The organism is Cytobacillus kochii, from assembly GCF_020171845.1.
GTDB lineage: Bacteria > Bacillota > Bacilli > Bacillales > Cytobacillaceae > Cytobacillus > Cytobacillus kochii.
The window spans coordinates 1-14,152 of sequence record NZ_JAIVAM010000007.1; the positions used below are offsets into that span (position 1 = coordinate 1).

A 14,152-nucleotide genomic window follows, 5' to 3' on the forward strand; every position below is an offset into this window, starting at 1 on the left:
TGTATTTATTACTTCTATCCTAACTTCGAGTGGATGAGCTCTTTTAGACATAAATATACTCCCCTTTTAGTAGCCAGATTTTATTTTTTTATCTGTCTACCTAGAGGGGAGCATATCAACATTGAACATGGTTCGGGCTTTTTCCTATTTATTTCTCTGGTTTCTTTTTCTTTGGTTTTATATATAATCCGAGCTCTTTTCTTTCTTGCATTAATGAACGATATATGGAAATCATCATTAATATCATTATAATTGAAAATGGAAAGGCTGCAATAATTAATGCATTTTGCAGACCTTGCAATCCTCCACTATATAGGAGTATTAAGGCTACTAAAGACTGTGCAACACCCCATGTAAGCTTTACAGAATTGTGAGGGTTTAAGGAGCCATAAGTCGTTTGCATTCCTAAAACAAAAGTCGCAGAGTCTGCTGATGTAATAAAGAATGTCGATACCAACAGAATAGCGATGATAGAAATCACCATAGACCATGGAAACTCATTAAATACAGCAAATAGTACTTGCTCTGTCGGGAATTGACTTAAGTCTACAGCCCCACTTCGCTGCACATTAATAGATGACGTACCGAATACAGCAAACCAGAAAAAGCTGACTAGCGCTGGAGCAAGTAGGACTCCAGATATAAACTCTCTAATTGTTCGTCCCTTAGAAACACGCGCAATGAAAATCCCCACAAATGGTGACCAGGAAATCCACCATGCCCAGTAAAAAATAGTCCAATCGTTAATCCATGAACGATGCTCTCCATCTAATGGTGAAATACTAAAACTCATGCGTATAATATTTTGTATGTAACCACCAATCGTATCTGTAAACATATTTAAGATGAGTACTGTAGGTCCTAACACAAAGACAAGTAAGACTAAAATAACAGCTAACACCATATTAGCATTACTTAAATATTGAATCCCTTTACTCAATCCAGACCATGCCGAGATCATAAATAATACAGTAACTATGGCAACAATAATTATTTGGACCACAAAGCTATCAGGAATTCCGAACAAATACGTTAGCCCTCCATTAATTTGCGCTGCTCCAAACCCTAGAGTCGTTGCCACACCAACCACAGTCGCAAATACAGCTAACACGTCAATGATCGTACCCCAAATACCATCCATTGCTTTTCCAAAAAGAGGTTTCAATGTTGCTGAAATTAAACCTGGCTCTTCTTTTCTAAATTGAAAATAAGCCAGTACTAATGCAACTAATCCGTATATCGCCCAAGCATGTATACCCCAGTGAAAAAATGTATAACGAAGTGATTCCCTAAAAGCTTCATCGGTTTGACCATCAGCTAGTGGAGGTCTTACATAATGTGAGAGCGGTTCAGCAGCACCCCAAAAGACTAACCCTATTCCCATACCCGCACTAAACAACATCGCGAACCATGATAGGGTAGAAAATTCTGGTTTAGAATCTTGTTTTCCTAACTTAATAGAACCAATGGGGCTAAAAATGAGGAATAAACAAAAAGCAACTATAATAGTTACTAATATAAGGTAATAAAAGCCAAAACTATTTGTTAAAAAAGCTTGTAAATTTGCAGTTACACTTTCAAACAAATCTGGAACTGCTACACCTAAAATAACAAAAATAAAAACAATAAATACGGTAATCCAAAACACATTTGATACTCGCTTCATAGAATAGTCCTTTCAAATAAATTCTTGTCCACGTAATTCTAAACAATAAAGATTTGCACCTTATTCTTTCTTAGTTTGAGACAAATTTTTTTATTTATTCTTTGTTTAAAAGAATACGCACCGTTCGACAAATTTCTTACAAATATTTACCCAACTAAAACAGATTTAAACATCTTTTTAACTAGAAATACTTATATCCTTTTCAGGTAGGTATAATCTGCCCTATATACAAGCTTAACATTGATAGAACATAAAAAACACTTTTTAAGCCATTCTCTGAAAGCAAAAAAAGTGCTGAATTTTCTCAATATTGATCCATACAACTTGTGTCAATAACCCATGGTTCCCCTGTAGTCATATCAATCATCTTAATATGACCTGTAGTAAGTGGATAGGTCGGTAAATAAGTTAATGTGTATTGATGCTTCTCTATATTCTTTCCCCAGCTTAATTCCATAAAAAGCTTTTCCTTAATCATTTCTGTTGCAACTTTAAATGGAAGGCTTGCGACAAATGATACATGTGAGAAATCTTGGAGGACATCACTATCTACATCTACATACTTCACCAAACCTGTATCGTCTATTTGAATATGAACAAAAGCATCAGCTACTTGAACGCCTCTTTCTTGTCGAATAAACGTAAAATCGTATATGCCGTTTGCGGGTTTTTGACTTATAACATGATCGTCTAATTGTTGCAGTTTAAAATAATCATGAGGGTTATCACAAACTGCTTGTAACACTGATGTAGCAGTTAAAAGCGCCACTTTCGAATTAACAGGTCTAGAAGCAAACGTTTCAGAATCATCTAAGCCCATTAATTTAAGCAGTCTTCCATCCGCATTGAATACAAATTTTATCGCACCAGGGATGTCTAATTCATCATCTAATAAATCTTCCTCACTCACCCGTAAGGATTCTTTAGGTAACTTACTCCACACCTCTAGTCTACCACTTTTCTTTTTTGCTTCAGCTACAAGCATATGGTCTTCCGTCATTCCCGCCAAAGTATAAATATCTATAAATTCGGCTAAATGGGGTAAGGATGTCACCAGCGTTTTGCCTACACCAAACGAATCCGAGGTAAGCACCCCCCCATTTGTGTGAACACCAAGAATAAAATCCTCCAACTGATAAACATAGTGATACTCATCATCACCATTAACAAATATGTCTTTATCATACTTTGCAATAACAGGTAGAATCCTTAAATGATTTAAATAAATCCGCTTTGCTTCTTCATTCGTAATCAGTGTTTTTGGATAGACAAGTTCAAAATCCATGCTTTCTCTTTCGACTGCACTTAAAACCCCATTACTAAGCATTGTAAAACTAATTCCAGAATGAGGGAGTTCCTTATTCAATCGCTCATCTTTGCGATTATATAAAATCATATGATATTCACCTAAGTCAATATATGCTGACAAATATAACCCATGTCTGAAAGTCGAATCATAGAACCTTTCTATAAACTGCTCTGCTTGCATGATCATATCAAACTTACTCATTTCCCCTGGAATTTCATCTAGTTCATCCGTATAAATGAAAAACTCTGCCACACCTAATTCATCCATACGAACCGAGCCAATTGACTCTCCCCAATCTTCCAACAGGATATCATACACATTTTCTTCAAATTCCATCTGCTCCATAACTAAATCATCTGGGTTGATTCCTTTAAAATAGGTTTTTAGTTGTTCCATTATTAAGTGATTCAAAGCAGCTGTTCTCCTTTAGTTATGATTTAATTAACGTGCAGGAAGTGAAATTTTAACATTAGATCGTTTCTATTTAAAGGTTCTCTTTAATTCTTCCCATAATAATGACATCTATAAAATTAGAAAAGCGCAGGGCGCCCGCTTATCGGTGACAAGCATAAGACGAGCCGGCAGAAAGGTTGTTTTTTTAACCTTTTTGACGGATTGGCTTATGACCTCGAGCCGATGGCGTCCGGAGCTAGACAAAGCCTCGTTAAACATTTCATATAACGCCAACGCCCTTATATTATCTGCACATACATCTAACTCTAATCTGATGAGCCCTAACTCTTCATCGGCAAGCTTTACTATACGCTCAAGAAGCGTCTTGCCAATCCCTCTTCCTTGTACTTCTTCATTAATAGAGATGGACACATTACCGCTATATCTCAACTTTCCACTTCTCTCTTCTAAGGAAGCTACCCCTCGAACATGACCGTTACATTCTGCAACAAATACATGGTCTTCTTTTGTAAGTCCTTCAATATAATCTTCAATATCTTTTAATCTCCCCGATGATAAGGCCATTGTCTGTTGAATAATAGAATCTTGCCTTTGCATTTCATGAATATCTCTTGCATCATTTATATGTATCGGTCTAATCTTTATTTCTTCCCCCATATAAAAACTCCTTTTTTTTGTCAAACTGTTCTGAATGAAAACTTATAAACTAAGACTACCACTTTTTTTAGTTTGAAAAATATTGCTTTACCTATTTACGAATGAACAGTATAAAAAGTTTCTTACCATTGCACTGACATAATCACTACGATACAAAATATATATGAAAGGAGGCATCGAGATATTTTATGAGCATCCAAAGGAGGGTAATTTGAATATGCTTGCTTTGTTCAGTCTTTTTTTAGTTGTCGGCTACAGTTTCTTTTTCTTTATTAGTGCCGTTAGAAAAAACAAAGAAATAGCTACCCAATACTCTAAATGTATTCCCATGGTGGTTGGTATGACGAGTAGCTTAACAATCGGTTTGATTATATCTGTGTGGTTACCAGAAATGGCTAAAGCAACTGTATTATCTATTCTCATTAGCGCTGTCATTGCCATTTTAATAGGACTACCGTTTAAAACAAACGGACTCGTTGAAGCTCAAGCGTCAAGTCTCATGGGAAGTATGATGGGGGCAATGCTAGGCATTATGTTAGTACCAAGCGAAGTTACATTTATGATCATTAGCATGGATCTGATTTATTTAATTAGTATTTTTGCCATGATGCTTCTCATGCACAAAAAACATTCATTAAAGGAAGCATTGAAAAATCGACCTGTGCCCTTCTATCTAACATTCTTATTAAGCATCGCCATTATCTGCGCATCGGGAATTCATCAAGAAGCGAAGAACTCAATTCATCCGATTGAAGAAAACACCCCACAAGTAGAACACCATCACTAGTTTAAAGATTAATTTCAATTATGTTATTGACTTTTCATGTAATAGATAATATTATGAATATAATTTAATAAAGCATTTTCTCTTATAAAGAGCGGCTGAGGGACTGGCCCTGCGACGCCCGGCAACCATTCATATACCCATATGAACAGGTGCTAAATCCTGCAAAATACTATTTGGTATTTTGATATATGAGAGAGGTTACTACTATTCTAGTATATTTATGCCTCTCATGATGAGAGGCATTTTTGTTTTTATAATCACATCAAAAGAGAAACGAGGAGAGGAAATGACTGCAACAATCGTAAAAGGGGCTCCAGGATATTATTTATTAGGTTCAGGCATTCTAACAGAACTCCCCGACCTACTTAAAGATATTTCTGTTTCCAAATACCATATAATAACCGGTAAAAAAGCTTGGCAAGCCGTGCAGCCCTACTTGCCGAAGGAAGTAATAGATAACAACATTCACCTTCATTACATAGATGGTCACACTACCTTAAAAAAGGTCCATGACATCCAAGAAATATTAACAAATGATGGTGCTAATGGCGTAATTGGTATTGGTGGTGGGACAGCATTAGATATAACAAAAGCAGTTGCGATTGAAGCATCTGTTCATTCCATTCTTATACCGACAATCGCAGCTACCTGTGCCGCATGGACACCATTAAGTGTTTTTTATAAAGAAGAAGGCAGCTTTACTCATTATACCGAGTTTCCTATTGCGACAACCCTCGTATTGATTGAACCTGAAATTATTGCTAATGCGCCTATTACTTATTTAAAAGCAGGAATTGGGGATACATTAGCCAAATTTTATGAAGCTGAAGCTCTAATTGAAAGTCTTTACCATGAAGAAACACTACCTGTACCTAAACAAGTTTCGCAATTTTCAGCTAAAATTTGCCGAGATACATTGCTTAATGATGGTGAAGCCGCGCTACAATCAGTAGCCAAAAACGAAACCTCACCAGCACTTATTCGAGTGATTGAAACGATTATCATGACTGGGGGTATGGTCGGTGGATTCGGCGAAAAGGCAGGACGAATCGCTGGTGCCCATTCGCTTCACAATGGACTAACCGTAGCGAATGCAGCCAAAGATTTCCTTCATGGGGAATTAGTCGCTTACGGGATTCTTGGTCAATTGGCCATTGAAGAAAAATGGACGGAAGTTGATTACCTTCTCCCGTTTTATGAGAGCTGGCAATTGCCAAGTAGTCTCTCTACTCTAAATATAGATGTGAATGACGAGCAATTAATGAAAACAATTGTGAAAAAGGCGATACTTCCAACTGAATCGATTCACTTTATGAAAAACGAGATATGTGAACAATCTGTTTTACAAGCACTTCGATTATTAGAAAAACAAAATGAACAAAAAGGAGTTCAAACATCATGAAAAAATGGTTATTAACTGGAACATTCTTATTATCTTTAACAGGCTTAGCTGCATGTGGTAGTGATGAAGCCAGCAACTCTACAGAAGGGTTATATGACGATGAAGAATTAGTCATTGGTGTCACTGCAGGTCCACATGAGCAAATCTTAGAAAAAGTAATTGAATTAGCTAAAGAAGAAGATATCAATATTAAACCACAAGTATTTACTGATTATGTGATGCCAAATGTTGCATTAGCTGAAAAAGAGATTGACTTAAACATTTTTCAAACAGAGCCTTATTTTAATGCATTTAAAGAAGATAGAAATTTAGATTTAGTTAAATCTTTTGATACCGTGTCATTCCCGATGGGCATCTATGCACTCAATGTAAAAGATGTAGCTGAATTAAAAGACGGCGCAAAAATCGGTCTTCCGAGTGACCCAACAAATAGTGGCCGAGCTCTATTACTATTTGAAAAAGCTGGATTAATCGAATTAGATCCTGAAACAGGTATTAATTCAACAGTTCGTGATATTGAAAAAAACAATGGTAACTATGAATTTATTGAACTTGACTCTGCTCAAATCGCTCGTCAGCTAGAAGAGCTTGACGCTGCAGCTATTAACACGAACTTTGCGATTGAAGCTGGTTTTGTCCCTTCTAAAGACGCTATCTTTATCGAGCCTAAAGATTCACCTTACGTAAACCACGCTGCTGTCCGTACGGAGAATAAAGATGATGAAATTCTTGAAAAATTAGCTGATATCTACCGCAGTGAAGAAATTGAAAAGTTTGTTGAAGAGGAATTTGACGGATCAGTTATCGTCTCTTGGTAAAATGATTAAAAATGAGCGTTACGGAGGGAGCATCAAATCATGTTAGAGCTTAAGAATATAACCAAAACCTTTACAGGAAAACAAGGAAGCATCCATGCATTAAAGGATGTCTCACTATCAGTGAATCAAGGCGAAATCTACGGGGTTATCGGATACAGCGGCGCTGGTAAAAGTACATTAATTCGCTGTGTGAACTTACTTGAAAAACCTGATAGTGGTTCTGTAAAAGTTAATGGGGTGGATTTAACCACGCTGACACCAGGAAAACTCCGTGAAGCAAGAAGTCATATCGGCATGATTTTTCAAGGGTTTAACTTATTAAAAACAGCAACAGTTTATGATAATATTGCTATCCCTCTTAAACTAACAGGATTAGATAAGAAAGAAGTAAAGAGCCGCGTTAATAAATATTTAGAGATTGTCGGTTTAAGTGAAAAACAAAATGCTTATCCAGCTGAGTTATCTGGTGGCCAAAAGCAAAGGGTTGCTATTGCACGTGCATTATCGCATGAACCAGAAGTATTACTCAGCGATGAAGCAACAAGCGCCTTAGATCCAGATACAACAGAGGCAATTCTTGATTTGCTCTTAAAAATCAATAAAGAATTAGGAATTACGATTCTCCTTATTACACATGAGATGAATGTTATCCAAAGGATTTGCGATTGTGTGGCCGTTATGGAAAATGGGGAAATTATTGAAGAGGGGCGAACGAAGGATATCTTTACCTCTCCTCAACACAGTACAACAAAAAGATTCGTTAATAGCTTATTTTCACATGATATCCCTGATGATCTATTAGAGGAATTAAGTGAAAGTGGCCAAGTGGCAACATTATCTTTCTTTGGTGAATCATCAGGTGATCCTGCACTTGCATTAGTAACGAAAAAATATGATATTTTCCCTAATATCTTATCTGGTAATATTACAAGATTAAAAGATGAAGCATTCGGACAGTTGCTTGTCCATTTTAAAGGCGATACAGCAGAAATTAACAAAGCCATACAATTTTTACAAGAGAAACAAGTCCATGTGGAAGGAGTGACACTCAATGAACGCCATCAACGAATTTCTTGATGCATGGGGTGCTGATTTATGGGAATCAACGATACAAACTTTCCAAATGGTTGGTATCTCTCTCGCTATTTCCATTCTGATCGGGCTACCATTAGGGATTCTTCTTGTTTTGACTAGACCAGGTAAAGCCCTAGATAATAAATTTGTATATAATGTGCTCAACATAGTAATTAACGTCATTCGTTCCGTACCTTTTATTATCTTATTATTTTTCATTCTACCGTTTACCAAGTTTATTGTCGGTACATCGATTGGTGTAAAAGGCGTAATTGTCCCACTTGTTATTTATACTGCTCCATATATTGCACGCTTAATGGAATCAGCATTACTTGAGGTTGACCGTGGGGTTGTCGAAGCCTATGAAGCAATGGGAATTAAAACAAGACATATTATATGGAATGTACTGGTTAGAGAATCTCGCTCTTCAATCGTTCTTGGACTCACGATTGCAACAATTGGATTAATTGGTGCTACAGCAATGGCGGGACTCGTTGGCGGCGGAGGACTTGGTGACTTAGCCTACCGATATGGACATTTAAGATATGAAGTTGATGTGATGTATGTCACAGTCATTTTACTGATTATTTTAGTACAAGGCTTGCAGTCGTTGGGGAATTTTTGGGCTGCTAAGTTGAAGAAGGATTAAAAAATCAAGAGAAGGCTAATCTATAATTCTGCCTTCTCTATTTTCATTCCCATTAGTTTTCCTTCTATTGAATATAATTATATCTTTTCCTTTTTATGCAACAGTTCACTTATTAACTCTTCTCTTAATTTATATTTTTCAACCTTATTGGTTGGGGTACGTGGGAGGTCTAATACAAATTTGATATGTTTTGGCCTCATAAATTTAGGCATATTCTCTTTCGTCCATGTAAATATTTCCTTCTCTGTTATTGAAGATAATGCTTTCTTAACGACATAAACAGCAACGTCATCTTCATCACCTACTTCTGCGGGAACAGGAAAAGCTGCACATAAATCTACTTCAGGATGCGAAGTGATAATATCTTCTAATTGAAATGAGGATATTTTCTCCCCTTTATTCCGAATTACGCCCCCTAGACGATCAACGAAATAATAATAACCGTCTGTTCCTAAATAACCAGCATCCCCAGAGTGAAACCACAGGTTCATAAAAGATTTAAGCGTAGACTCAGGTTTTTTAAAGTATTCTTGTAGGATGAGATATGACAGTTTTGGGCGAAAGGCTATCTGCCCAACCTTCCCCACTGGTAACATTCGGTCCTTTTCATCAAATACTGCTACATCAAAATAGAAAGTGGGTTTTCCCATAAAACCTTTATTCAAGGGTTCTTTGCCATCTATTAATGGTATTGAGAATTGTTCACACTTTGCTATGATTTCATCTCTCTTCATTCCTTTATACATCTCTTTAGGCGTACCCTCATCCTCTCCTAACTCAGAAATCATGCCAGCCAATGGATTGCCAACTTCCGTTTGACCAAACCCTGCTGAAACAAAATTAATCCCAAACCGTTTGGCTACCTCATGATGATATTGCGGAAGCGGTTGCATATGGACTTTAGTTAATGTATTCATATGATCATACTGTGTTTCTTCGGCCTTCATTAACCATGGAATCATTACATCTAATAAAATAGCCATACTAGCTTTACATTTCCCAATACGGTCCCAAAATTTGGTTGGACTAAACTTATCCCATAAAGCCACCGTACATCCAACATAAGCAGCTTTAGCAATGTTCGCAAAAGCACCACCAACATGATAAAGTGGCAAATCATTATACACTACATCTTCTGCTGTCATAAACATTCTCATTCTTAACGTATATCCATTAATCCACCTATGAGTTTGTACAACCCCCTTTGGTGGACCGGTTGTTCCAGAGGTATAGATGATATTTGCTACATCATCATAGTCTAAATCAATAGTAATCTTACTTGTTTCTGCTAAAAATAATTTATCTAAAGATAAACTATTAAACTTAACATTTAGAGGGACACTTTCGACTTCCTGTAAATAATCATGATCCCCCTCTAAAGGATCATGAATAATTACACTCTTTTCTTTGATATCACAAGAGATTTCATTTATGAGGGGTACTAATGATCGTTCAGTAAATATTATATTTGATTCCGTATCATTAATCTGATAACTTAATAATTTCCCTCTATAATTAAAGTTAATAGGGCTAAATACCGCACCACACTTCCATATACTAAACATAATAATAGTTGTTATAAATGGATTACGTAAAAATACAGAAATCCTGTCTCCCTTTTTGATTCCTTCTTGAAGCAAAGAACGTGCCAGACTATTTGTTAGTTGATTAAACTGTCTATACGTTAAACTTTTGTCACTTTCACCATAATATATAAATATTTGATTAGGACTTATTTTTGCCCAGTGATCGACACACTTAGTTACTACCTCTTCTTTCAAAAACATCTCAGTAAATAATTTTTCACTTTCCACCACTTTCACCTCTCTATTATCGTCAAGGTCTCATCCCGTGTTTTGATATCCCTACTTGTTGAGGTAATAAATTATATGCATCTTTCACCCAATCACATAGAATGGGCCTTGTATCTCTAGGGTCAATAATCTCTTCTACCCCAAAAGCTTCCGCTGTTCTTATTGGTGAACGTATAGATTCCATTTGTTCCAATAGCTCCTTCAGATAACCTTCCGGATCTTTACTAGCTGCTAGTTCTCTACGATATGCAACATGAACACCACCTTCAACAGGGAGAGACCCCCAATCTCCGGATGGCCAAGCATATCGAAGGTTTAACCCATGCCCATTTGACATACCTGCTCCACCTACTCCGAATACTCTTCTTAGAATAATTTCTATCATAGGTACTTGCGCTTGGTAAACTGCAGAAATAGCACGAACACCTTTACGTATCGTTCCTTTTCTTTCAGATGGAACTCCAATAACCATCCCAGGCTGGTCAACAAGATTTACAATTGGTAAATGAAAGGTTTGGCAAAGATCTACAAATCTTTCTAATTTTTCTGAACTTTCAGCAGTTAATCCTCCTCCATTAACAAAGGTATCAGAGGCAATTATCCCTACTGAGTGACCATCTAATCTTGCAAAGCATGTAACCGTACCACCTCCAAAATACCTCCCCATTTCAAAGATAGAATTTTTATCAAATAATAATGGTAATAGATTTCTTATTTTATAAGGAGCTCTTCGATTTCTTGGAATAAAACTAATTAATTCTTCTTCTCTACGTGAAGGAGTATCATCTGATAGAAGCACCTTAGGTATCTCCCAAACATTTTGAGGTAAATAAGATAAAAACTGTTTAATTTGAGTAAAGGCTTCTTCTTCTGTCTCAACAATATTATCTACAGCCCCACTTCCTCTATGAATTTGACTACCACCTAATTCTTCTTTAGTTAAATCTTGACCCATACCAAATTTCACAACTGGAGGACCGGCTACAAATAATTGTGAGGTTTTCTCTACCATAACTGAAAAATGAGAGGCTGCTACCCTGGCTGCTCCCAAACCCGCAACTGACCCTAAACAAGCAGAAACTACAGGAACCCTCTCCATATTTGCTACAACTAAATCCCAAGCTGGATTAACCGGAATATACGTATGCCCACTAGCATCTAAGGTTTTAACACTTCCTCCTCCTCCAGTGCCATCAACTAATCTAATAATTGGGATCTGCAAGTCATGTGCAATTTTTTCAGCATACACTTGTTTGCCGTGAATCGCACCATCCGCCGCTCCACCTCTTACGGTAAAATCATCTCCACAAATAACTACCTTTTTATCTTTTAATTTTCCTGTACCAAAAACACAATTAGCTGGCGTAAATTCTATCAAATTCCCATCACCATCATATTTTGCTTTACCAGCTATTGCTCCTGATTCATGAAAACTTCCATTGTCTAATAATGAATCAATTCTTTCCCTTACAGTTAGTTTTCCTGCAGATTTATGCCTTGCAACATTATCTTCTCCACCCATTCGACATGCAAGCTCTCTTCTATAATTAATTTCTTCAACTTCCTTTTCCCAGCTCATTTTCCTTCCTCCTGTTCTTTAGACTGGATAGAAACATGCTACCCATCTATCTGGTTCAATTTCATGTAAAGGTGGATTTAATTCTCTACATTTATCTTCTACATTGGGGCATCTAGTACAAAACCGACAGCCTATAGGAGGATTTTCAGGTCTAGGTAAATCCCCATTTAAAATAATTCTCTCTCTATCTCTTACTTTTGGATTTGGTTCAGGTACAGCAGAAATTAAGGCTTTTGTGTAAGGATGAAATGGATGATCAAATAAGTCTTGAGTTTTAGAGATTTCCATTACCTTACCTAAATACATAACAACAACCCGATCACTAATATATTTCACGGCTTGTAAACCATGTGCGATAAATATATAGGATATACCTGTATCATTTTGTATTTCCTTTAATAGATTTAATATTTGTGCTTGAATAGATACATCCAATGCCGAGACCGGTTCGTCACATATGATTAGTTTTGGATTCAACGCTAAGGCTCTTGCAATACCAATTCTCTGACGTTGACCACCAGAAAATTCAGCAGGGTATCGTTTACTATGTTCATTAGATAACCCCACTTTTTCTAGTAACTCAGCAATTCTTTTCTTCTTATACTCATTAGTACCAATTTTATGAATGTGTAGTGGCTCTCCTATGATTCGATCAACACGCATTCTCGGATTTAAAGAAGAATAGGGATCTTGGAAGACCATTTGAATTTCTTTACCTAGTTGTTTTTTATTTATATTAAGCAGCTCTTGACCTTGATAATAAACGTTACCATTTGTTGGTTTCGATAATCCAGCTATTAATCTACCTAAAGTTGACTTACCACACCCTGACTCTCCCACTAAACCGACTGTCTCGCCTTTTTCAACCTTTAAACTGATACCGTCTACCGCTTTTAACCATTTCTTATTTTTTGCGAACATCCCATTATCTATAGGAAAATACTTCTTAATTCCCTTCAATTCTAATAAGTTATTAGACATAATGTTTCACCTCTTCCCTATCAGTTAATGGATGCCAGCATGAATAACCACGAGTTAAGGATTTGTTATCATATTTCCATGTTGGTGATTTATCATGACATTTAGGGCTAGCATGCATACAACGATTATAAAATGAACAACCTTTTGGGAGATTTAATGGGTTTGGAACTGTACCAGGGATTGTATAAAGATGATTCTCCTTATCCCCTCTTAAATTAGGAACACTTTGTAATAATCCTTTTGTATATGGGTGTTTAGGACTTTCGAATAGAGAATATACATCTGCTTCTTCTACAATTTTCCCACTGTACATCACTAACACTCTATCTGCTAATTCAGCAACCACTCCTAAATCATGTGTAATCAATATAATTGAAATATTCATCTCTTTTTGCAACTTCTTTAAAACAGACAATATTTGCGCCTGAATGGTTACGTCTAAGGCCGTAGTAGGTTCATCTGCAATTAACAATTTGGGGTCACAAGCAAGTGCCATCGCTATCATCACCCTTTGTCTCATTCCCCCTGATAACTGATGGGGGTAGTGATTGATTCTTTGTTCAGGAGATGGAATGCCTACCATAGTTAATAGCTCGATTATTCGCTCGATACATTTTTGATAAGAGTAACCTAGATGTAACATTAGAGGCTCTGCTATTTGTCTTCCAATTTTCTGTAGCGGGTTTAATGAAGATAAAGGATCCTGAAAAATCATTGAGAGCTCATTTCCTCTGATTTTTTTCATCGTTTTTGGTTTACTAGCTAACAAATTTTCTCCTCGATAATATATAGTACTATTTTGAGAATATTTTATATTTCCAGCATTTAATCCCATGATTGAAAGAGCAGTTACACTTTTACCACTACCTGATTCTCCAACCAGTGCAACAATCTCTCCCTCATTAATAGAGAAATTAACATTATTAATGGCGTGAATAGTTCCTTGTTGACTAGAAAAACTAGCTTGCAAATTTTCAACTTTAATTAATTCTTGCTTCATAA

General features: G+C 36.4%; 12 protein-coding genes and 1 riboswitch. Of the genes, 5 read left to right on the forward strand and 7 right to left on the reverse strand.

What is annotated here, in order from left to right; all coding sequences use genetic code 11:
- Positions 1 to 148: 148 nt before the first annotated feature.
- From LCM23_RS11155 to LCM23_RS11165, 3 genes are all read right to left on the reverse strand, one after another.
- Positions 149 to 1,666 carry a glycine betaine uptake BCCT transporter gene (locus LCM23_RS11155; protein ID WP_224937014.1) on the reverse strand — a complete coding sequence of 506 codons (1,518 nt, stop codon included), beginning with the start codon at positions 1,664 to 1,666 and terminating at the stop codon, positions 149 to 151.
- A 304-nt stretch (positions 1,667 to 1,970) separates the two neighbouring features.
- Positions 1,971 to 3,386: a hypothetical protein gene (locus LCM23_RS11160; RefSeq protein WP_224937015.1), complete on the reverse strand. Its 1,416-nt coding sequence runs from the start codon at positions 3,384 to 3,386 to the stop codon at positions 1,971 to 1,973.
- A gap of 111 nt (positions 3,387 to 3,497) precedes the next feature.
- Positions 3,498 to 4,046, reverse strand: coding sequence for a GNAT family N-acetyltransferase (locus LCM23_RS11165; RefSeq protein ID WP_224937016.1), 549 nt, complete (start codon positions 4,044 to 4,046; stop codon positions 3,498 to 3,500).
- 211 nt (positions 4,047 to 4,257) lie between these two features.
- Between LCM23_RS11165 and LCM23_RS11170 the strand changes: the two genes are divergently transcribed.
- The 5 genes from LCM23_RS11170 to LCM23_RS11190 all read left to right on the forward strand — a co-directional run bounded on the left by LCM23_RS11170 (position 4,258) and on the right by LCM23_RS11190 (position 8,776).
- A complete protein-coding gene (locus LCM23_RS11170; RefSeq protein WP_224937017.1) occupies positions 4,258 to 4,833 on the forward strand; it encodes a hypothetical protein in 576 nt (191 codons plus the stop codon).
- Between the two features lie 79 nt (positions 4,834 to 4,912).
- Positions 4,913 to 5,028, forward strand: a riboswitch (SAM riboswitch).
- A gap of 91 nt (positions 5,029 to 5,119) precedes the next feature.
- Complete coding sequence (locus tag LCM23_RS11175) at positions 5,120 to 6,235, forward strand: iron-containing alcohol dehydrogenase family protein (protein ID WP_224937018.1); 1,116 nt, start codon at positions 5,120 to 5,122, stop codon at positions 6,233 to 6,235.
- Positions 6,232 to 7,053: a MetQ/NlpA family ABC transporter substrate-binding protein gene (locus LCM23_RS11180; RefSeq protein WP_224937019.1), complete on the forward strand. Its 822-nt coding sequence runs from the start codon at positions 6,232 to 6,234 to the stop codon at positions 7,051 to 7,053. Before LCM23_RS11175 ends, LCM23_RS11180 begins: the two co-directional genes overlap by 4 nt.
- Positions 7,054 to 7,092: 39 nt before the next feature.
- Entirely contained in the window at positions 7,093 to 8,130 is a 1,038-nt protein-coding gene (locus LCM23_RS11185) for a methionine ABC transporter ATP-binding protein (RefSeq protein WP_224937020.1), read from the forward strand.
- Complete coding sequence (locus LCM23_RS11190; protein ID WP_224937021.1) at positions 8,105 to 8,776, forward strand: methionine ABC transporter permease; 672 nt, start codon at positions 8,105 to 8,107, stop codon at positions 8,774 to 8,776. The genes LCM23_RS11185 and LCM23_RS11190 overlap by 26 nt, the downstream gene beginning before the upstream one ends.
- Before the next feature lie 77 nt (positions 8,777 to 8,853).
- Here LCM23_RS11190 and LCM23_RS11195 read toward each other — a convergent pair whose 3' ends face one another.
- From LCM23_RS11195 to LCM23_RS11210, 4 genes are read right to left on the reverse strand one after another with little or no spacing between them, the layout of a single operon-like run.
- A complete protein-coding gene (locus LCM23_RS11195; protein WP_224937022.1) occupies positions 8,854 to 10,590 on the reverse strand; it encodes an AMP-binding protein in 1,737 nt (578 codons plus the stop codon).
- Positions 10,591 to 10,612: 22 nt separating this feature from the next.
- Positions 10,613 to 12,169 (reverse strand): acyl-CoA carboxylase subunit beta, encoded by a 1,557-nt coding sequence (locus LCM23_RS11200; RefSeq protein ID WP_224937023.1) that lies wholly within the window; start codon positions 12,167 to 12,169, stop codon positions 10,613 to 10,615.
- An 18-nt stretch (positions 12,170 to 12,187) separates the two neighbouring features.
- A complete protein-coding gene (locus LCM23_RS11205) occupies positions 12,188 to 13,150 on the reverse strand; it encodes an ABC transporter ATP-binding protein (protein ID WP_224937024.1) in 963 nt (320 codons plus the stop codon).
- The gene (locus tag LCM23_RS11210; protein ID WP_224937025.1) at positions 13,143 to 14,150 is read right to left on the reverse strand and encodes an ABC transporter ATP-binding protein; all 1,008 of its coding nucleotides are present in this window, start codon (positions 14,148 to 14,150) and stop codon (positions 13,143 to 13,145) included. Before LCM23_RS11210 ends, LCM23_RS11205 begins: the two co-directional genes overlap by 8 nt.
- Between the last annotated feature and the right edge of the window lie 2 nt (positions 14,151 to 14,152).